This is a genomic window from Acinetobacter sp. WCHAc060042 (genome assembly GCF_003231195.1).
Lineage (GTDB): Bacteria > Pseudomonadota > Gammaproteobacteria > Pseudomonadales > Moraxellaceae > Acinetobacter.
Genome location: NZ_QKVN01000004.1, coordinates 1 through 20,891, shown reverse-complemented (window position 1 = coordinate 20,891; position 20,891 = coordinate 1). Strand labels below are relative to the sequence as shown.

The following is a 20,891-nucleotide window of genomic DNA, read 5'->3' as shown; positions in this document are numbered from 1 at the left end:
ACGTGGTTTTTTTATGACATTGTTTTTAAGGATTAACCAATTTGAATATCTGTAGTTGGGTGTTTAAGCCGGCTTTTCTTCGGTGTTGCAATGAGGTATGCCAATGTTAATGGCCCTAAACGGCCTGCAAACATCAGAAGCATTAGAACAAATAAACTGGCAGGTTGAAGTTCGCCTGTAATCCCGCGGGACAAACCAACTGTACAGGCTGCGGAAATGGTTTCAAATAATAAGTCTATAAACTCATGATTCGGTTCAATTAACGTCAAGCTAAAGATGCCTAAAAAAACCAGAGTCGCGGTAATAGAAACAACAGCCATTGCTTTGAAGGATGTTTTTTCAGAAACGGCATGATTAAAGACACGAATTTCATCTTCACGTCTTAAAAAACTAATGACACTAAGTAAAACAATAATAAAAGTACCTACTTTAATCCCGCCTGCAGTACTCATTGAGCCACCGCCTATGAACATCAGTAACATGGTCACGAGGGTTGAAGCATCTTTCATTTGTGCCAAATCGAGACTGTTAAAGCCCGATGAGCGAGGAACGGTTGCATGGAACCATGCATTGAGTGCTTGGTCACCTAAACTCATTGGCGCTAAGGTAAGGGGGTTGTTGGATTCAATTGCCCATAAAAGAATAAAGGCAATGATGTTTAAGCCTGCAATCGTAGACAAAATAAGTTTGCTGTTGGTACTTAAGCCTTTCCAACGTTTACTACGTTTAATATCCATCAGCACCACAAAACCAATCCCACCAATAATGTATAACATGCTGATGGTAAAGGTAATGAGATATTGACCTGAGAAGCTCATCAAGCTGTTCGGGAAGAGTGAAAACCCGCCATTATTAAATGCTGAGACACTATAAAAGGCAGCATAGAAAAAGGCTTGATTGAAGTTATAGTCTTCCATCCATGCAATGGTTAAAATAACAGTACCAATGGCTTCAAAAAATAAGGAATAAAGCAGTACGCCTTTAATGGTAAAAGATACTTTGGATAAACTGGTTTGACCAATGGTTTCTTGCGCCATGATTTGTTGTTTTAAGCCCAACTTGGCCGATAGGCTTAATGCCGCCAAAATTGCAAAGGTCATAAACCCCAAGCCACCAATTTGAATTAATAGCATAATGATGACTTTACCTGTTACGGTAAAAGTTTCCCCCACATTCACCACAGATAGTCCAGTAATGGTCACAGCAGATGTAGCTGTAAACAAAGAGTTGAGCCAGCTGAGTTCACCATGGTGTGAAATAGGGAGTTTTAATAACAGCGTACCAAGAATAATAAAACTTAAAAAACCCAAAGCTAATAAGCTAGGCGGGCTTAAATTAATTGTATTTTGCGGGTTGGGTTGCCATTCTTTTAGATTTTTCATGATTTGAACCGTGCTGAAAGACGACGTAATGTTTCAAGGACTCCTTCAACAACTAAAATATCACCCACTTGTAAAATTAAATTGGGATCTATGCTGTACAAAACTTCTGTACCACGCTTATGGAGTAATGTTTTTACATCAGGTGCTTGATCCATGAGTTGGCGGAAGCGTGTACCTTGCAATTTTTCGTCAATTTCAATTTTGACGATATAGTGATTATCTTCAAGCGCCATGTAGCGACTGACCATCGGGTAACATAAAGATTGTGCAATCCGAACGCCCATGTCTTCTTCGGGGTGAATAATTTTACTGATGCCTAAATGGCTCAAAATCATATGGTGTGATTTGGATTTGGCTTTAACCCAAATTTTCTCGACCCCAATATTTTTGAGGTGTAATACACATAAAATACTGGCTTCAATATTTTCACCAATTGCGACCACAACCGCATCGCAGTTTTTAATATTGAGTTCATCGAGCACATGTTCATCCGTTGCATCGGCAATAACGGCATGGGTTACTTGTTCAGAGATATTTTCAACATACTTTTTTTCACTGTCGATGCCAATCACATCATGCCCGAGTTCAATAAGTTGAGTTGCAACTGTGGCTCCAAAGCTTCCTAAACCAATCACTGCAAATTGCGCCATGTCATCTTTTCCTTAAATTTTTTATACGTCGATTGTTAACGCATGTTGTGCCGAATTTCACAAGATGTCATCTTTATACAGACACACTTTTTTGATCAATCATTTTTGAGTTATACCGAATATATCACTCATACAGAGGAGTATATAAATGCGGAAGACACTATATGAATCCCTTAGAATTGCCTTTCCAGAACTAAATGATACCGCAATTCCTGAAGAACAAGATGAGTTCGAGCACTTTATTCGTTGGTTAAATACCTATTATTCAAATATACAAAAAATAGCACTAGATGATTTTCAGCAAAATGGTATTGATGAATGCCACAGACTACAACAACTTGGGGTTGATTTAGATCAGCTGAAAAATCAAATCAACGATGATATGGCTTCTTTTTACCATATGTACGACAGTGATGAACTTAAAGAAAACTCAGATATGCACAGCTATGATTTTGAGTTTAGTTTTGATGTGATTTTTAACCACATTAAGATTTTTATTGAACCTTATGAACTTAGCCTGTTGGTGATAGAGCGAGAAAATCCATATTGGCTGTTGGTTCCGCATAATGATGAGCTGATTGACAGAATCATTGTGACATATAACCATACGTTTGGTGATGAAGAGCCAATCCAGCTCATAGAATAAAACCGCCTCGAAAGGCGGTTTTATGTATTGAATCTTTTATTTTAAGAAACGTTGATAACCTAAGTTATTGGTAATTTCTTCGTATGGATATGAAATACTTTCTAGAGTTTCAACCAATCCGTCTGGGTTCTGTTTTGCATCACTTGCTTCTAAACCAACCAGTACACGACCTTCAGCAGCGCCGTGGTTACGGTAGTGGAACAAGGTGATGTTATGCGTTGGGCCAAGACGTTCAAGGAACATTAATAGTGCACCTGGACGCTCAGGGAACTCAACACGGAATAAACGCTCATTTTCAATGTCTGCATGCCCGCCAATCAGGTAGCGAATATGCAATTTCGCCACTTCATCATCAGACAAATCATCGACATCAAACTGCGTTTTCAGTGCTTCGAAAATATCGTGACGTTCTTTTTCGCCACCTTTTAAGCTAATGCCGACAAAGACTTGTGCTGCACTGGCATCGCTCGCACGGTAGTTAAATTCGGTGATGTTGCGACCTTGTAACGCACGACAGAAATTCAGGAATGAACCTTTTTTCTCTGGAATGGTCACAGCAAAAATAGCTTCTTTGCGTTCACCTAATTCAGTACGTTCTGCAATATAGCGCAAACGGTCAAAGTTCATGTTTGCACCGCAAACAATAGAGACGATATTTTTGCCAATCAGCTCATGGGCTTCAACATATTTTTTAATGCCTGCTAAAGCCATTGCACCCGATGGTTCAACAATACTACGACATTCATCATAGGTATCTTTAATTGCCGCACAAATTTCGTCGGTGTTGACTAAAACTACTTCACGTTCAACGATTGGGCCAGAGTTATCTGATTTTTGTAGCTGAATCACTTCAAATGGTTTTTCACCAATTTGCGCGACAGCCGTACCATCGGCAAATAGTCCGACTTGAGGCAGTACTACACGTTCACCCGCTTCAAATGCAGCTTTTAAGCAAGCAGATTCATCGTATTCAACAGGAATCACTTTGACGTGCGGTGCCACATCACCTAAGTAAGCGGCAACACCAGCAATTAAACCGCCACCACCCACAGCCACGAAGACATAATCAATATCGCGCCATTGACGTAAAATTTCATTACCAATGGTTCCTTGACCTGCCATGACTAATTCATCGTCATAAGGCGGAATGAATGTCATACCATCATCGGTTGCACGTTGAATCGCATATTTATTTGCAACATCAAAAGAGTCGCCATGTAGGACTACTTCACCGCCTAAACGCTTCACCGCCTGTACTTTGATATCTGGGGTGGTTTTCGGCATGACAATAATGGCGCGAATGCCGAGCTTTTTACCTGACAGGGCTACGCCTTGGGCATGGTTGCCAGCAGATGCAGTAATGACACCACGTTCGAGTTGTGCTCGAGGCAATTGACTAATGCGGTTATAAGCACCACGTAGCTTAAATGAAAAGACCGGTTGTAAGTCTTCGCGTTTAAAACGAATGTTGTTATTGAGTTTCTCACTAATTCGAGGTGCCGCTTCGAGTGGAGTTTCGATTGCAACATCATAGACTGTTGCTTGTAATATTTGTCGAACCAAACGAGACAGCATGTTAATTTCCCATTTAACAGTTTAAAATAGGGGATCATTGTAACAAACCCCTGTACATTTGGGCTGTAAAATCAGCAACAAATGTCAAAAATAGTTGAGCCAAATTATGAGTCTGTATGCTACCCAAGATGAAAAAAAGCAAGCTGCTGCAAAAGCTGCCTTAAAGCACTTACCTAAAGGTGGCATATTAGGGGTGGGTACAGGCAGCACCGTCAATTTCTTGATTGAACTTTTACCTGAGCTTCAGCTTGAAGCGGCTGTGGCAAGTTCAGAAGCAACGGCTGAGCGCTTAAAGAAATTAGGTATTGAAGTGGTTGATATGAACTCTGTTGGCGGTTTAGATGCTTATGTAGATGGGGCAGATGAAATTGACCGCCATATGCATATGATCAAAGGCGGTGGTGCCGCACTGACTCGCGAAAAAATTGTAGCTTCAATTGCGAAAAAATTTGTCTGTATCGTGGATGACTCAAAATGGGTTAATCAGTTAGGTCACGACTTTCCACTTCCGATTGAAGTGATTCCAATGGCACGTTCTGCTGTAGCACGTAAAATTGTGGCACTTGGTGGAGATCCAGCTTACCGTGAGGGTGTAGTGACCGACAATGGCAATGTGATTTTAGATGTTTATAACCTGAACATCTTAAATGCACTTGAGCTTGAAAAGACCATCAATAACATTCCTGGTGTGGTATGTAACGGTATTTTTGCGATCAATAAAGCGGATATTGCTGTGGTTGCAACGGATAACGGGATCGAAGAACGTACCGCAGTTTAATTTTAAATTTCCCCAAGTCTCTCTTAAAAATGAGGGGCTAAAAGCAACAGCATTTTTATAGTGTTTTTTTCCCTCCTTTAACAAAGGAGGGCTGGGGAGGATGATTCAATAAAAGAATAATCTTAATGACTTTAACAGACCTACCCGAAATCCAAATCACCCATCATGCACGTGCGACCCGTTTACGACTGCGTGTTGAACCGACTCAAATTCGCTTAACTGTGCCTAAGTTCTGTAGTAAACGACAAATTCAGGAATTTTTAAATCAGTCTGAGCAATGGATGGTTGAAACTTGGCAAAAGCAGCAAGTGAGCCTTGTTCAAGTCGATCGAACCTTACCGTCAGAATTACATTTGTTTAATCGACAGCATGCATTAACGATCAGCTATAAAACACAAAGACATGCTTATCTTTTTGATGAGCAATCTAACCAACTGTGGGTTAGTGATCGCCAGCCTGAAAGTTATTTAAAATCTTTTGTAATTGCATATGCCAAACAGCACTTGCCTGCCTATTTGCAACAGATTAGTCATGAAACAGGTTTAAAATTTGTACAATGCGCGGTTCGTCAGCCTAAAACCCGCTGGGGAAGTTGTAGTGTAAAGCATGATATTATGCTGAATAGTGCTTTGGCTCTGTTCCCTGAAGCGATTACGCGTTATGTCTGTGTGCATGAGTTGGCGCATACACGTCACTTTGACCACAGTGTACGTTTTTGGTCGGAAGTCGAGAAACATGATCCAGCGTTTCAACAACATCGTAGAACGCTAAAAACAACGGCATTGCCGCATTGGTGGTACCAAAAATAAAAGCAAGTTTTGACCAAAAAATATAAAATATATTTCTTGAGACTGATTGAGATGCCATTAAAAAATGCTATAAACCTCATGCAGTAACATCAATATTTACCAATTTCAGTCGACAGACATTTAATGTGAATTTTGCAGATATCCACTATTTTATATTAATTGTTCCAGCATGCCTGATTTTAATGGGTAGCTTACTTTTAATATGTCATTTTGTTTTTAAGGCTCCTGCATATCTTTTGTGGTTGGGTCTAGGGTATATCGTGCCGTCTTTTTCTGTGGCTACGCAGTGTTTCATGTCGAATAAGCAACTAGCATTGTTCGCTCCGATTTTGGGATCATTTTATTTGTTCGGGGCATGGTCTAGTGCTTATGCTATGGGGCTAAGAAAAACAGCCAACGCACATTCGTCTGGATGTGCGATATTGATTGCAATCACATTGGTTTTGTTGAGCTATTATTCTTATATTGACGATCAGTTGTGGATCAGAATGCTCGTTTTAAATATATCCATTGCTGTGGTTGAGTCATTGGTGTTATTTTCAATGTTTAAGAGTTATCAAAATGTTGATTTTCTTAATAAAATAGTTGATTTCTCCTATTTGTTCATTGTGCTTTATACTTTCGCGCGTGGCATCATCATTTTTTTCTTTTTAAAAAATATACAAGCAGATATGTTGGCAACTTCTGTCTGGTGGTTAATGATGCTTGCTGCCAGCATTATCTTGAGCATGTGGTTTGCTATTGTTTTATTGGGCACTTTAGTTCGAGATATTATCCATCAACTGAATGATGAGCGTTTAAGAGATCCACTCACACATTTATTTAATCGACGTGGTTTTAATGAAGCAGCCAAAGTAAAGCTGCATTGTTTATCTCAACAGTCTTATTTTTACTGATGTGTGATATTGACCATTTTAAAAAAATTAACGACCGCTATGGACATTTGATTGGCGATCAAATTTTACAGCAGGTGAGTCAAATTATTGGGCAAAACGTGTGTGGTCATGACCTTGTTGGACGTTTCGGTGGAGAGGAATTTATTATTTTATTGCAAGTGGATGATCTAGAGTTGGCTTATAGTATTGCCAATCGTATTCGTTTACGCATTTCGGATACTCAATTATCCTCAGAAAATATAACTGTGACAGCGAGTTTTGGACTCGCTGCAGTGCATCAACACAATTTAAAATATGCTATAAATGCTGCCGATCAATTGTTATATGATGCGAAAAATTCAGGACGAAACCAAATTTGTTTTGAGCCATCACTGACTGTATTAGATGCGCAACATTAAATGTCTATAGTACCAAAAACGCATAAATTCCAAGTAAAACAGTTTAGAAAGCAGAAACTTCCTGTCATACTAGGCAGCTACAAAGTGGATAGTTTAAGTTTGAGGTAATACACGTGATTTCAGTTGGTATTGTCGGCGGTACAGGTTATACAGGCGTTGAATTGTTGCGTCTTTTACTACGACACCCAAATGTGCAAGTAAGCGTATTAACATCGCGTACAGAAGATGGTCGCCGTGTAGATGATATGTTCCCAAGCCTACGTGGACATACCGAACTCAAATATTCAGATTTGAATATTGATGAACTGAAGAAATGTGATGTGGTGTTCTTTGCAACCCCGCATGGCGTTGCCATGAAGCATGCAGAAGAATTGCTTGCTGCAAACACCAAAGTGATTGATCTTGCTGCAGACTTCCGTCTACAAGATTTAGAACAGTTCGAAAAATGGTATGGCATGCAACATGCATGTCCTGAACTATTAAAAGATTCAGTTTATGGTTTATCTGAGTTAAACCGCGAACAGATTAAACAAGCCAATGTCATTGGTAATCCAGGTTGTTATCCAACGACAGTGCAACTGGGTTTAGCGCCATTATTTAAGCAAAACGACACATTAGTTAAACCTGAAAGTATTATTATTGATGCGAAATCTGGTGTGTCTGGTGCGGGACGTAAAGCCAGCCTTGGTATGATCTATTCTGAAAATGCGGATAATTTTAAAGCTTATGGCGTTGCAGGTCACCGTCACCATCCTGAAATTGTGGAAGCATTGGAAAATATTTCAGGCTTAAAAAATGTGTTTAATCACATTTTATTTGTGCCACATTTGGTGCCTATGATTCGCGGCATGCTCAGTACGATCTATGTGGATTTAACTGATGCGGGTGAAGCTATAGATTTACAGAGCTTATATGAGCAGTTTTATGCCAATGAAGCTTTTGTCGATGTCATGCCTGTGGGAAGTTCACCAGAGACACGCTCTGTGCGTGGTGCAAATCAATTACGCATTGCTTTGTATAAGCCGCAACCGAAAAAATTGGTGGTAATTTCTGTACAAGACAATTTAGTTAAAGGTGCAGCAGGTCAGGCTGTTCAAAACATGAACTTAATGTTTGGATTTGTCGAAACTGCGGGTCTAGATGGAATTGGTTTATTACCATAAAAAACGTTTTAAAACTTCACACACATTTAGATTTCGATTTAAATGTGTGTTTTGAATTGAATCAAAATAAGAGATGACGATGCCGAACACTGACACAAATATGACGTCACAACAGCCTGAACCTGCAAAGCCGTTTTTACAGACCAATAAGCCCTTAGCGATTGGTGCAGTAATATTGGTTGTTGCGAGCGGATTATTGGGTTATACCGTTGGACATCGTCAGGGTTTAACGGTGGTGGGTTTTGATGCAGATGCCGAGCAACTGGTCGAAGTAGTACAAAAGCAAAAGACCAGTCTGGATGCTTTAAATAAAAACTATAATGCTGCTGTTCAGGAACGTGATGTCGCTGTCACCAATTCAAACGAGCTATATTTGTCTTTGCAAAAAGCGCTAGATCAACAAGCACAGTCTGAAACGACAGCAGTCATTTACCGTGAGGTTTTACGTCAACGCGGCGGTATTCCTTTGGCTGTTCAGCATATTACGATCAAACCTTTGCCTGAAAATGCATTTGAATACCAACTTGATTTGGTTCAAGTCAGTCCCTCAAAACGTGCAGCCTCTGGTACCGTTGAGCTCAGACTGATTCGTGGTACAGAAGTTTTGGTTGTTCCTTTGGAAGACAAAAATTTTAACTTTGAAAACTATGAGCGTTTAACAGGGCGTTGGACGATGCCTAAAGGCTTTACGCCACAGTTTATCGAAGTCCGTTTAACAGGCAGCACGCCAGTGACACGACGCTTTAGTTGGTCACGTGGTGAGGCCGTAGAAAGTCAATCTGCATTTGTCTCTGAAATTCCTCAGGCAGAGGCGAATGCACAATAATTGTGAATTGTAAGTTTATGGGTATTTCTAAGCGTTCAACGTGTTTAAACGAAATTAAGCAGTCTTTTCATGAGTCTGGCTATGTCGATTGGCATATCAGCCCGCGCTTGAGCAATGATGAACCGCATGAAGACGAAAATAGTGATGTCGCTGTCCAAACAGCGCCACCTGAATTGAAACGTCCGCCACTTTATGCTGTCGTTTTAATGAACGATGACTATACCCCAATGGACTTTGTTATTGAAATTTTACAACAATACTTTGCTTTGAATCTTGACCAAGCCACTCAAGTAATGCTAACTGTACATTATGAAGGAAAGGGTGTTGCAGGCGTTTACCCGAGAGACATCGCGGAAACAAAAGCAAACCAAGTCAATAATTACGCTCGGTCTCAAGGTCATCCGCTACTTTGTCAGATTGAGCCGAAAGATTAAGGGGGTTCCATGCTCAGTCGTCAATTAGAAGTATCCTTACGTTTGGCTGTTAGTATGGCTCGACAAAAGAGACATGAATTCCTAACAGTAGAACATTTGTTATTGGCTTTACTTGATAATGATTCAGCCGTGAATGCATTGAAAGCATGTGGTGCGGATATTATTTTGCTTCGTAAAGAGCTCGAAGAATATGTAGAGCAACATACCCCTAAATTGGGCGAGAACAGCGACCAAGCACCGCATCCAACTGAGAGTTTTGACCGTATTTTGCAACGTGCGATATTCCATGTGCAATCGAGTGGTGGAGACCGTACAGTTGAAGGTGCTGATATCCTTGTCGCAATGTATTCTGAGCGTGATTCTTTTGCTGTTTATTTATTAAAACGTCATCAAATTAATCGTTTAACCCTAACTCAGTATTTAGCACATGGTACTCGTAAAGACGAGGTACAAGTGGAAGAAGAAGTTGAAGATTTAGATGGTGAGTCGAGCAGTTCAAGTAATGCTGGCCCGTTAGAGCTTTACACAACCAATTTAAATGTTGAAGCGCAAAAGGGAAAAACAGATCCTTTAATTGGTCGTGAAAAAGAAATTGAGCGTGCAGCACAAATTCTATGCCGTCGTCGTAAAAATAACCCGTTATTGGTGGGTGATCCTGGTGTCGGTAAAACATCTATTGCAGAAGGTTTGGCTTGGCTTATTGTCAATGGTAAAGCACCTAAACCATTGGCAAATGCAGAAGTGTATAGTTTAGATATTGGGGCGCTGGTTGCAGGAACAAAATATCGTGGAGACTTTGAAAAGCGCTTAAAACAATTGTTGAATGCCTTAAAAAAGAAACCAGAAGCGATTTTATTTATTGATGAAATCCACATGATTATTGGTGCAGGCTCTAGTATGGGTAGCACGATGGATGCATCAAACTTAATTAAACCTGCTTTGGCCAATGGTTCATTACGCTGCATTGGTTCAACCACGTTCCAAGAATATCGCCAAGTGTTTGAAAAAGATCATGCATTGTCACGTCGTTTCCAAAAAATTGATGTGAATGAGCCATCTATTTCAGAAACGATTGATATCCTACGAGGCTTGAAAAGCAAGTTTGAAGATTTCCATCATGTTAAATATGATGACAAAGCTTTAATTTCAGCGGTTGAGTTGTCTGCAAAGTTCATTAATGACCGTTTCTTACCAGATAAAGCCATTGATGTGATTGATGAAGCAGGGGCGCAGCGTCGTCTGAAAGCTGAACAAGATGATACGCTTATTACGGTGGAAAATATTGAAGATATCGTGTCGAAAATTGCACGTATTCCACCAAAAACCGTATCTAAAGATGACAAGACTGTTCTTGAAAATCTTGAGCGCGATTTAAAACGAGTGGTCTTTGGTCAAGATGAAGCCATCGAAGCTTTAGGCTCAGCAATTAAGCTGTCACGTGCAGGTTTAAAATCACCTGATAAACCTGTAGGTAGTTTTGTTTTTGCGGGTCCAACTGGGGTAGGTAAAACAGAAGTTACCAAACAACTTGCGAAATTATTGGGCGTTGAGCTGGTTCGTTTTGATATGTCGGAGTATATGGAGCGTCATGCGGTTTCACGTTTGATCGGTGCGCCTCCCGGTTATGTGGGCTTTGATCAAGGTGGTCTGTTGACCGATGCGATTCATAAGAATCCGCACTGTGTATTATTGCTAGATGAGATTGAAAAAGCACATCCAGACGTGTTCAACTTATTGTTGCAAATTATGGATCATGGTTCATTGACTGATAACAATGGTCGTAAATCAGACTTCCGTAATGTGGTGTTGGTCTTAACTACAAATATTGGTGCGGAAAGTATTTCTCGTGTGAGTATTGGCTTCATGGATCAAGACAACAGCAATGATAACCAAGATGCGATGAAAAAAGCGTTCTCTCCAGAGTTCCGAAATCGTTTGGATAGCGTAATTCAGTTTAAAGCGCTGCCTACTACTGTGATTGAAAATGTGGTGGATAAGTTCTTAACTGAATTACAAGCGCAACTGGACGAGAAAAAAGTCATTCTTGAAGTGGATCAAAGTGCACGTGAGTGGATGGCCGAAAATGGTTATGATCGTCTAATGGGTGCTCGCCCAATGCAACGACTGATTCAAGAGCATTTGAAAAAACCACTGGCTGAAATGATTCTATTCGGTGAGCTTGCAGAACATGGTGGCAATGTTGCGGTCTCTGTGAAAAAAGAAAATGGTAAAGCGGTTGGTTTGAAACTCGAAGTTTTTGAAGACCAAACGGCTGAACCTGCTTAAAGATTTTTACATCATCTAAAAACCCGTGTTCGCACGGGTTTTTTATTGAAAGCAAACGATTTAAAGACCAATAGCGAGTAAAAATAGACTGTATGGATATTCAATTCACTAAGATTTTTAGTACATTTGTACTGTTTTTAATTACAGCAGTGATGGAAATATTAGGCTGTTATTTTCCTTATTTGATTTTAAATCAGGCGAGAAGCCATTGGTTGTGGATTCCTACAGCTTTAGCGTTAGGTGCTTTTGTGTGGCTGTTGACTTTACATCCGGCTGCGTCAGGACGTATTTATGCGGCTTATGGTGGAATCTATATCTTTACCGCATTGCTGTGGTTGCGTTATGTCGATCAGGTTCAGCTTTCCCGTTGGGATATAATGGGCGGTGCAGTAGTTTTAATTGGTGCTGCTATGATTATTTTGCAACCACAAGGATTGGTTCGCTAGAGCAGAGAACCAATCACTATAAGGCATTATTATTTGATACCACAGTCTTTCTGTTTTAGCTCTAAATCGTAGCTGTTTTTTTCGGAGTTAAGCTGTAGTTTTACAATGTAGGGATTATGGCGCTGATATTGATGCTCGAAGAAAATATTGCAGTTTTGCAGGACATTATTTGTAATCACTTTTTGAACTTCTTTTTCACCTAAATCTTGTTCAAACTGGGCGAAATCTGGGGTAATGATCATCCCTTTAAGTTCGGTACGGTCTGCATATAGATTAAATTGTTCAATGATGGTGTTATTATCAATTTCAATGGGAAGTGTTCTGGAGTCTTCTGCTGTTAATACCGTTAATATTTCATTCAACGTTTCAGGTTGTTGAATTTTAAAATTTGCATCAATAATTTGTTTGGATTGTAGGTAGTCATCGAATTCAGAAGCGTGAACCTGACAAAATATAGTACTTAGGAGTGTAGCAAGGCACAGGCCAGTCTTTTTGAAATGCATGGAAAGTGTCGCTTATAAAAATTATGTTCCAATTATAGCTTTGCACGTATAAAAAAAGCACCCTTAGGTGCTTTTCTTTGGAAAAATAAATCAGTCTTTTTTTGCATTTTCATTGATTAAAAATTCAACCAATGCTTTTTGTGCATGTAAACGGTTTTCGGCTTCATCCCAAACCACAGCATTTTTATGGTCGAGCATTTTTTCAGAAATTTCTTCGCCGCGATGTGCAGGTAAACAGTGCATAAATAAACAATCAGGATGAGCAAGATCCATCAGGCGTTCATTCACTTGATAGTCAGCAAAAGCTGCTTCACGAATTTTTTGCTCTTCTTCTTGGCCCATGCTTGCCCATACATCGGTCACGATCAGGTCTGCATTGACAGCAGCATCTTCAGCAGAGTTAACCAGTTCTACACAGTGTGCAAATTCACTTAAAAATTCTGCTTTGGGTTCATAACCTTTAGGTGCTGCAATTTTGAGCTTGAAGCCCCACATGTGCGCTGCTTCAATATATGAATTACACATATTGTTGCCATCACCAATCCACGCTACAGTTTTACCTGCGATAGGTCCATGGTGTTCAACAAAAGTTTGAACATCTGCAAGCAGTTGGCAAGGGTGGTGATCATCGGTCAAAGCATTAATCACAGGAACTTTTGAATAAGACGCAAAACGTTCAACAATGTCATGTCCGAAAGTACGGATCATCACAATATCCAACATGCTTGAGATCACACGTGCTGAATCTTCAATCGGTTCACCACGACCCAGTTGCGTATCTCGTGGAGAAAGAAAAATTGCGCTACCACCGAACTGGCTCATGCCTGCTTCAAACGATACACGGGTACGAGTACTCGATTTTTCAAAAATCATACCCATAACTTTACCAACAAAAGGTTGGAAGACTTCGCTATTGTGCTGTTTACGTTTCAGTTCAATACCGCGTTGCACAACTTGGTTAAGTTCTAAAGTAGATAAATCGCGTAAGGTAAGAAAGTGACGTAGAGCCATTGTTACTCCACAATAATTGCTGAAAACTGAAATAAAAACAGAACAACAATTAGTTGTTGGTTGGTTAAAAGAAAACGAGAGTTGATTAATATACTATAAGCAAAGGAAATTGCAAAAGAACTAGAGTTTTTGATGACCTGCTAAAAAGCGGTCTACACAATATTCAATATGATTGTTGAGTTCTTCGCGATCAAGAACAAGATCGACCCCCAAAATAATTCGCCACTCATAGTCGCGCAAAATACCGAAATACAGCATGGCTGAATTGTTGGGTTGGGGGCAATTGAGTTGTCCCTTTTCATGTGCTTGAGATAAGGCTTGAGCAATAGTTTTTTGAATCATTTGTGCACCATTTTCATGGATGTATTGTGCAAGCGCAGGATCTTTCTGTGTTTGATTGAGTATTAAACGAATAAAGGCAATGTTTTTAGGTTGAATGATGTGTTTGAGGAAGTTGGTTAAAATACGAATAAGATAAGTGCGTAATTCCTCAGTCTCACAGATACAAGTCAGGGTAATATCGCGATAAAATTGATCACGCCGATAATCACAAATTGCTTTAAACAAGCCTTTTTTGTTCCCAAAATATTTATAGATTGAGGCTTTTGATCCGCCTGCATGATTCACAATATCATCCAGTGATACAGCTTCATAACCGTGTTCTAGAAAAAGATTAGTCGCACTCTCTAAAAGCGCTAAGCAACGTTCATGACCACGTTTAGTTTGTGGTGTATCCCGCGTTAGTGGTTCAAGTTGAACAGAAGTGTGCATAATAACTAAAAACAGCCTAATAAAATGTGTATCTCTAGTTGCTATCATAGCAAAAATATGCACACATTGTCTTTTTGAGGTGTACCTGTTTAGCACTAAAGGTCTGCTTATGGAAGAAAATTACACAATAAAAACGTGAACCATGGGACTAAAGTTTTAGAGTGATCATTCTAAAATGTCATAGCCAATTGGAACATTATGGCTATACTCAAAACTCGAAAATTAAAGTAAATGCCGTGGAAAGGACTATGACAAAACAAACGTCTGCAGGCTTAAGATTTAGACAAGCACTGGAAGTGGAAAAACCATTACAAATTATCGGTACAGTCAATGCTTATGCAGCAATGATGGCGAAACAGGTGGGTTACAAGGCCATCTATCTTTCGGGTGCTGGTGTTGCGAACTACTCTTACGGTCTTCCTGATTTGGGAATGACCAGCTTAGACAATGTCTTGGAAGATGTACGTCGTATTACCGAACGTGTAGATACACCACTACTGGTCGATATTGACACAGGTTGGGGTGGGGCATTTAACATTGCACGTACCGTGAAACAAATGATTGCTGCTGGAGCTGCTGCTGTCCATATCGAAGACCAAGTGGCACAAAAACGCTGTGGTCACCGCCCAAATAAAGAGATCGTGACCCAACAAGAAATGGTCGATCGTGTCAAAGCTGCTGTTGATGCCAAAACGGATTCAAACTTTGTGGTGATGGCACGGACTGATGCCCTACAAAAGGAAGGCCTACAAGCAGTGATTGACCGTGCATGTGCTTGTGTGGAAGCAGGTGCTGATGCGATCTTTGCCGAAGCAATGACAGATATCACGATGTACAAGACCGTCTGTGATGCAGTCGGTGTCCCTGTACTGGCGAACATTACCGAATTTGGCGATACTCCATACTACACCAAAGAACAACTTGCAGAACAAGGCATCTCGATGGTGCTGTATCCGCTGTCACCGACCCGCGCTATGCAAAAGGCAGCACTGGAAGTGATGCATGCTATTCGCAATGACGGTACTCAGGTCAATGTACTGGATAAAATGCAACAACGAAAAGAACTCTATGAATTTCTCGATTATCACACCTTTGAAAACACATTAGATAAGCTGTTTAAACAGGAGAATTAAAAATGGCAGAAGGAAAAGTCCTTACAGGCGCAGGATTGCGTGGACAAGTTGCGGGAAAAACGGCACTTTCAACTGTAGGTAAAAGTGGCGCAGGCTTAACCTACCGTGGTTACGATGTGCAAGATTTGGCAGAAAATTGTCAATTTGAAGAAGTCGCTTATTTGATCTTCTTTGGTGAACTACCAACAGCAGAACAACTTATAGCCTACAAAGCGAAACTTAAATCACTACGCCAATTACCGCAAGCGTTGAAAGAAGTGCTTGAGCGTATTCCTGCAGACTCACACCCAATGGATGTGATGCGCACAGGCGTGTCCATGCTGGGTAATCTAGAAACGGAACACTCTTTTGCCGAACAACAAGATGTTGCTGACCGTATTCTTGCAACACTGCCTGCGATTATTTGCTACTGGTATCGTTTTAGTCATGATGGCGTGCGTATTGAAGAAAATACTGATGATGATTCAATTGGCGCTCAATTCCTGCATTTACTGCATGGTGAAAAGCCAAACGAATTGCATGAGCAGGTAATGAATGTATCTTTGATCCTTTATGCAGAGCATGAGTTCAACGCCTCTACATTTACTGCACGTGTGTGTGCTTCAACTTTATCCGATATGCATTCATGCATTACAGGTGCAATTGGTTCACTACGTGGTCCATTACACGGTGGTGCCAATGAAGCTGCGATGGAAATGATTGAAAACTGGACATCAGCTGATGAAGCTGAGCGTGAAATGTTGGGTAAACTGGAGCGTAAAGAAAAGATCATGGGCTTTGGTCATGCAATCTACAAAGACAATGATCCGCGCAATGGCATCATTAAGATTTGGTCAGAGCGCTTAGCCAAAGACGTAGGCGATACAGTGCTTTATCCAGTATCGGTACGCTGTGAAGAGGTGATGTGGCGTGAGAAGAAATTGTTCTGTAATGCAGACTTTTTCCATGCATCAGCATATCACTTTATGGGTATTGCAACCAAATTATTTACCCCAATCTTCGTGATGAGTCGTGTAACAGGCTGGGCAGCACATGTGATGGAACAACGTGCGGATAACCGTATTATTCGTCCGAGTGCAGACTATACTGGGCCTGAGCTACGTAAAGTTGTGCCAATTGAAGAGCGTACAGCTGCATAAGTGTGTCAACAAAAAAGCCTCTTCGGAGGCTTTTTTTATATCAATATCTGTTTCAAAAAAGTGCTTAGATGTCTGGACTGTTGTGATTATTTTTTAATTTCATATAAATGTTTAATTTTCATGAAATATTTTATAAATAGAAAAATATAGTTGCTATAATTGCGACCGTTTTCATTCTTATTTTTCTCAATTGTAATTGATTTTATGAAGCTTAAATTTTTGTGTACATCTGCACTATGTTTCGGGTTGTCTAACTCTGTCTTTGCTATGCCTTTTGATCCACTGATTGGGACGTGGAAGGTTATTGATGACCGAACAGGTTCTTATATTTCAGATATTGTGATTCGTAAGAATTCAAAAACAGCACAATATAGCGCAGTAGTGACGAAATATTATCCTTTGGCTGGCGCACCGATCAGTGATGTTTGTACAAAATGTCAGGGTGGGCTCAAGGATAAACCAATCTTTGGTATGCAAATTTTAAGCGGTTTAGTAGCTGATAAAACAGGCCAGACGTTTGCAAAAGGCGTATGGATAAATCCTCAAGATGGTCGTACATATAATATCAATACGGCACAAATCAACGCAGGTAAAGACCAACTGAAAGTACAAGCTTCAGCAAAAGATGCGAAGGGTGTGAGCAACATGACTTGGAAAAAGTTGTAAAAATCTCAAGATAAGGTAAAGATCGCCATCACACTTGAATGTGGTGGCTTTTTTGTAGGAAATCGCCGACGTATGTGCTTTATAGGAAAGCTGACTACGCGTATTTGGAAGGGTGACCTTGAAAGTATATTTTTAAGAAGTCGAACTGACCACAATATTGTTTAAGTGAATATTTATTAAAATGAATTACTCATTGAAAATGATAACTATTATTATATGTTAATATTCGTTATCACATGATTTTGTACATGAAAAATGACTCATTTTTATAGAAAGACTTTCAATATTGTATTGGCTTCGTTATCCCTGTTGGGGTTCAGTTCAGGTTTATATGCAAAGCCAGAAATGAAACCTCTAGCTGCGAATATCGCAGAAGTGGGCTCTGAGTATTATAATTTTAAAATTAAAGAGTTTGCATCTAAAGACCCACAAAAAACATATAGAGTGTGGTTAGGTATTCCTAAAACAGCACAAAATGAACAAAAAGCTTATCCATCTGTTTTTATGTTGGATGGGAATTCTGCGATGTCTCATTTGAATGAGGATGTGCTGAAATCTTTACTGGAAAATGATGCGCCTATATTGGTTGCTATAGGTTATAAAACCAATTTGCCATTTGCCACAGCATTTCGCTCGCTGGACTATACGCCAGCGGATTTAGCGACTGGAAAACCTGCGCATGATCCTAGAAATCCAGAGCGAATGAGCGGGGGGAGTGCTGATTTTAGAAATGTGATTTTGAGCGATATTGCGCCTTGGGTTGAGCAAAATGTAAAGCTTGATGCACAAAAAAGAGCACTGTGGGGACATTCATACGGTGGTTTATTTGTCCTTGATAGTTTGATTGATGGGCGTTACTTCAGTCATTTCTTTGCCGCAAGCCCGTCTCTATCTTGGGCTGATCAGCGTATAATGAAAAAAACTAAGAACGCAAAAATAGCCCAAGATTCGAAAAAGCATCTATTACTGATGGAAGGTGATCTTTTAGCAAATGTAGGCAGCCAGCAGAGTCCTAATTTTGATGCAAGTGGTATCAACAACAATAGAGAGGTGCTTGCTATAACTAAGCAACATGGAGTGGATGCTAAATTTTTAATCTATCCAAATTTAAAGCATGGTGAGGTGTTTAAAGCGTCTTTATTAGACGTGCTTTCAAATCAATGGTATTGATGGCATTTAAACCATCCGAACATGAAAAAGCCTGATCGTATATGATCAGGCTTTTTATTTTAAACAACGTTAAACAGGATTTTGTTCCAGTAGCACTTGGCCATATTGGGCGCGGAGTTCACGTTTTAGCATTTTACCCGTGCCACTCAGTGGAATACTGTCGACAAAAATCACACGGTCGGGAATCTGCCATTTCGCAATTTTGTCGGTATAGTACTCCAAAAGGTCTTGTTCAGTGATTGTACTTTCAGGTCGTTTCACCGCAATCACAATTGGACGCTCATCCCATTTTGGATGTTCTGCAGCAATGACAGCCGCCATAAGAATGTCTGGATGACCCATTGCAAGGTTTTCAAGCTCAACCGATGAAATCCACTCACCACCAGACTTAATCAAATCTTTAGAACGGTCACTGATGTATAAGAAGCCGTCTTCATCTAAGGTTGCGATGTCGCCTGTATCAAACCAGCCATCGGTTGTGAGTGCGGATTTAGCTTTACCAAAGTAACTGTCAATAATCCAGTGACCCTTAATTTGTAGATTGCCAATCTGCTCGCCATCACGTGCAATTTCGTTGTTGACTTTTTCCTCATCAGTAAGACGTAAATCCACGCCAAAAGGCGGACGACCTTGAGATAAGCGCAATTGGAAACGTTCTTGTTCAGAGAGCTGTTGATGTTTGGCTTTAAGCTGGTTGGCAGAGCCGAGTGGACTGGTTTCGGTCATGCCCCATGCATGGATGGTTTCACAGTTATATTCGGTTTTAAATGCCGCTAACATGGAGGGTGGGCAGGCTGAACCACCCACAACGTTGCGGTTCATACTTGTCAATTGACTACCTAATTGTTTTGCTGCTGCCAGTAAACCTTGCCAAATGGTTGGAACACCCAAAGCCACAGTAACTTTATACGAGTCAATCATATTCACTAGACTCGGCCCATCTAAACCAGGTCCAGGCAATACAACTGTACAACCTACCATAGCAGCGGCATAAGGTGTACCCCAAGCATTGACATGGAACATTGGCACTACAGGCAACATGATGTCATTTGCAGACAGATTAAGTGAGTCGGGTAGGCTGATGGCAAAACTATGCAAAATGGTGGAGCGGTGGCTATATAGCACACCTTTTGGATTTCCTGTTGTACCTGATGTATAGCATAAAGAGCTTGCGGTTTGCTCATCAAAGCTTGGCCATGTGAACTGTTCAGACTCTTTGCTGACCAAGTCATCATAAAATTTCACATCGGCGATTTTTTCTGTAATAGCCTCATCTGAGGCATCTAGGCAAATAAAGTGTTCAACATGTGGTAAATGTGCTTTTACCGCTGCAATGAGTGGCGCAAAGGTTTTATCAAATAACACCACACGATCTTGCGCATCATTGATAATAAAAATCAGTTGTTCTGGAAACAAGCGTGGGTTGATGGTATGGCAAATGTAACCACTACCAGAGATGGCATACCAAGATTCTAGGTGACGATGATTGTTCCATGCGATGGTCGCCACACGGTCGCTTTGCGAAAGCCCTAAACCTTTAAGCACATTGGCAAATCGTTTAGAGTTGGCTGCGACTTTGGCCCAGTTGGTTTCAGTAATACTGCCGTCTGTATTTTTAGAAATAATGGCTGTGTCGGCATGATAGCGTTCTGCGTGATCAATCAGATTGCTAATCAATAGCGGTTGAAACATCATACGTCCAAGCATGTATAAATATCCTTATCGTTGCTTTTTTATGAAATTATTTATTGGTTTCTCAAAACATCTGCTTTGAGCATTCATTGTATTTTTATCCTAGCTTGATCCAAATTTAAATCAAGTTTTGTTTCATCTTCTGCCGCATTTTTAAAAGTGATGTGAAGCAGAACTACAAGTAAATGAAACGCATCATTTAAAAAAGTAAATGACCATTGATCACTTTATGCTGTTATTCGACAAAAGGCACTTGAAATTTATAAAAAGTATGTTTAAAAATGTGTATAGCTCATGAAACATGAGTTGTGGGTATTTCAGGACGATATACTCGTTTTAAGAAGCTAATTTTTAAAAAATCACTTACAGGAGTTAAAAATGCTTCAGTTGTTTAAAAAATTATTTTGCATCCACGTTTATGAATATGAACAAATGACTGAAATCGGGGAGCATATGGAATGCCGGAAGTGTGGGGATTCTAAAACCGACTAAATTAAGTAAAAAAGTGAGCGCAGGC

Annotated in this window: 19 protein-coding genes and 1 pseudogene; 13 read left to right on the top strand and 7 right to left on the bottom strand. The window is 40.1% G+C overall.

Annotated elements, in window-relative coordinates; all coding sequences use genetic code 11:
• Positions 1 to 32: 32 nt before the first annotated feature.
• Both DPG01_RS02695 and DPG01_RS02690 read right to left on the bottom strand, forming a co-directional pair.
• Positions 33 to 1,382 (bottom strand): TrkH family potassium uptake protein, encoded by a 1,350-nt coding sequence (locus tag DPG01_RS02695; RefSeq protein ID WP_110974109.1) that lies wholly within the window; start codon positions 1,380 to 1,382, stop codon positions 33 to 35.
• A complete protein-coding gene (locus DPG01_RS02690) occupies positions 1,379 to 2,032 on the bottom strand; it encodes a potassium channel family protein (RefSeq protein WP_086210236.1) in 654 nt (217 codons plus the stop codon). Before DPG01_RS02690 ends, DPG01_RS02695 begins: the two co-directional genes overlap by 4 nt.
• Before the next feature lie 148 nt (positions 2,033 to 2,180).
• Between DPG01_RS02690 and DPG01_RS02685 the strand changes: the two genes are divergently transcribed.
• On the top strand, positions 2,181 to 2,678 hold the full coding sequence (locus DPG01_RS02685) for a hypothetical protein (RefSeq protein ID WP_110974108.1): 498 nt from the start codon (positions 2,181 to 2,183) through the stop codon (positions 2,676 to 2,678).
• A 36-nt stretch (positions 2,679 to 2,714) separates the two neighbouring features.
• Here the strand turns inward: DPG01_RS02685 and ilvA are convergent, their stop codons facing one another.
• Entirely contained in the window at positions 2,715 to 4,253 is a 1,539-nt protein-coding gene (gene ilvA, locus DPG01_RS02680; RefSeq protein WP_086210235.1) for a threonine ammonia-lyase, biosynthetic, read from the bottom strand.
• 106 nt (positions 4,254 to 4,359) lie between these two features.
• On the opposite strand from ilvA, the gene rpiA reads away from it, so the two are divergent.
• The 8 genes and pseudogenes from rpiA (at position 4,360) to DPG01_RS02640 (ending at position 12,289) form a co-directional block, all read left to right on the top strand.
• Positions 4,360 to 5,031, top strand: a complete 672-nt coding sequence (gene rpiA, locus DPG01_RS02675; RefSeq protein ID WP_086210234.1) for a ribose-5-phosphate isomerase RpiA — start codon at positions 4,360 to 4,362, stop codon at positions 5,029 to 5,031.
• A gap of 125 nt (positions 5,032 to 5,156) precedes the next feature.
• Positions 5,157 to 5,840 (top strand): M48 family metallopeptidase, encoded by a 684-nt coding sequence (locus DPG01_RS02670; protein WP_110974107.1) that lies wholly within the window; start codon positions 5,157 to 5,159, stop codon positions 5,838 to 5,840.
• 182 nt (positions 5,841 to 6,022) lie between these two features.
• A pseudogene (locus DPG01_RS02665) lies at positions 6,023 to 7,134 on the top strand (diguanylate cyclase).
• Positions 7,135 to 7,241: 107 nt separating this feature from the next.
• On the top strand, positions 7,242 to 8,297 hold the full coding sequence (gene argC / locus DPG01_RS02660; protein ID WP_171327337.1) for an N-acetyl-gamma-glutamyl-phosphate reductase: 1,056 nt from the start codon (positions 7,242 to 7,244) through the stop codon (positions 8,295 to 8,297).
• Positions 8,298 to 8,376: 79 nt separating this feature from the next.
• The gene (locus tag DPG01_RS02655) at positions 8,377 to 9,123 is read left to right on the top strand and encodes a DUF6776 family protein (protein ID WP_086210231.1); all 747 of its coding nucleotides are present in this window, start codon (positions 8,377 to 8,379) and stop codon (positions 9,121 to 9,123) included.
• A gap of 17 nt (positions 9,124 to 9,140) precedes the next feature.
• Positions 9,141 to 9,557 carry an ATP-dependent Clp protease adapter ClpS gene (gene clpS / locus DPG01_RS02650; protein WP_086210230.1) on the top strand — a complete coding sequence of 139 codons (417 nt, stop codon included), beginning with the start codon at positions 9,141 to 9,143 and terminating at the stop codon, positions 9,555 to 9,557.
• Positions 9,558 to 9,566: 9 nt separating this feature from the next.
• Positions 9,567 to 11,843 carry an ATP-dependent Clp protease ATP-binding subunit ClpA gene (gene clpA / locus DPG01_RS02645; protein WP_086210229.1) on the top strand — a complete coding sequence of 759 codons (2,277 nt, stop codon included), beginning with the start codon at positions 9,567 to 9,569 and terminating at the stop codon, positions 11,841 to 11,843.
• A 92-nt stretch (positions 11,844 to 11,935) separates the two neighbouring features.
• A complete protein-coding gene (locus tag DPG01_RS02640; RefSeq protein WP_086210228.1) occupies positions 11,936 to 12,289 on the top strand; it encodes a YnfA family protein in 354 nt (117 codons plus the stop codon).
• Between the two features lie 29 nt (positions 12,290 to 12,318).
• Here DPG01_RS02640 and DPG01_RS02635 read toward each other — a convergent pair whose 3' ends face one another.
• From DPG01_RS02635 to DPG01_RS02625, 3 genes are all read right to left on the bottom strand, one after another.
• The gene (locus tag DPG01_RS02635) at positions 12,319 to 12,792 is read right to left on the bottom strand and encodes a hypothetical protein (RefSeq protein WP_110974105.1); all 474 of its coding nucleotides are present in this window, start codon (positions 12,790 to 12,792) and stop codon (positions 12,319 to 12,321) included.
• Between the two features lie 90 nt (positions 12,793 to 12,882).
• Positions 12,883 to 13,803, bottom strand: a complete 921-nt coding sequence (argF, locus tag DPG01_RS02630) for an ornithine carbamoyltransferase (RefSeq protein WP_110974104.1) — start codon at positions 13,801 to 13,803, stop codon at positions 12,883 to 12,885.
• A 120-nt stretch (positions 13,804 to 13,923) separates the two neighbouring features.
• Positions 13,924 to 14,574, bottom strand: coding sequence for a TetR/AcrR family transcriptional regulator (locus DPG01_RS02625; RefSeq protein ID WP_086210225.1), 651 nt, complete (start codon positions 14,572 to 14,574; stop codon positions 13,924 to 13,926).
• Between the two features lie 248 nt (positions 14,575 to 14,822).
• Here DPG01_RS02625 and prpB point away from each other — a divergent pair, with 248 nt between their 5' ends.
• The 4 genes from prpB (at position 14,823) to DPG01_RS02605 (ending at position 18,682) form a co-directional block, all read left to right on the top strand.
• On the top strand, positions 14,823 to 15,707 hold the full coding sequence (gene prpB, locus DPG01_RS02620) for a methylisocitrate lyase (protein WP_110974103.1): 885 nt from the start codon (positions 14,823 to 14,825) through the stop codon (positions 15,705 to 15,707).
• Between the two features lie 2 nt (positions 15,708 to 15,709).
• Positions 15,710 to 16,846, top strand: a complete 1,137-nt coding sequence (gene prpC / locus DPG01_RS02615) for a 2-methylcitrate synthase (protein WP_110974102.1) — start codon at positions 15,710 to 15,712, stop codon at positions 16,844 to 16,846.
• Between the two features lie 204 nt (positions 16,847 to 17,050).
• Positions 17,051 to 17,512, top strand: a complete 462-nt coding sequence (locus tag DPG01_RS02610) for a DUF2147 domain-containing protein (RefSeq protein ID WP_110974101.1) — start codon at positions 17,051 to 17,053, stop codon at positions 17,510 to 17,512.
• A gap of 255 nt (positions 17,513 to 17,767) precedes the next feature.
• Positions 17,768 to 18,682, top strand: coding sequence for an alpha/beta hydrolase (locus DPG01_RS02605; RefSeq protein WP_110974100.1), 915 nt, complete (start codon positions 17,768 to 17,770; stop codon positions 18,680 to 18,682).
• A 69-nt stretch (positions 18,683 to 18,751) separates the two neighbouring features.
• On the opposite strand, the gene DPG01_RS02600 is transcribed toward DPG01_RS02605, so the two are convergent.
• Positions 18,752 to 20,389, bottom strand: a complete 1,638-nt coding sequence (locus tag DPG01_RS02600; protein WP_110974099.1) for a long-chain-fatty-acid--CoA ligase — start codon at positions 20,387 to 20,389, stop codon at positions 18,752 to 18,754.
• Positions 20,390 to 20,891 lie beyond the last annotated feature (502 nt).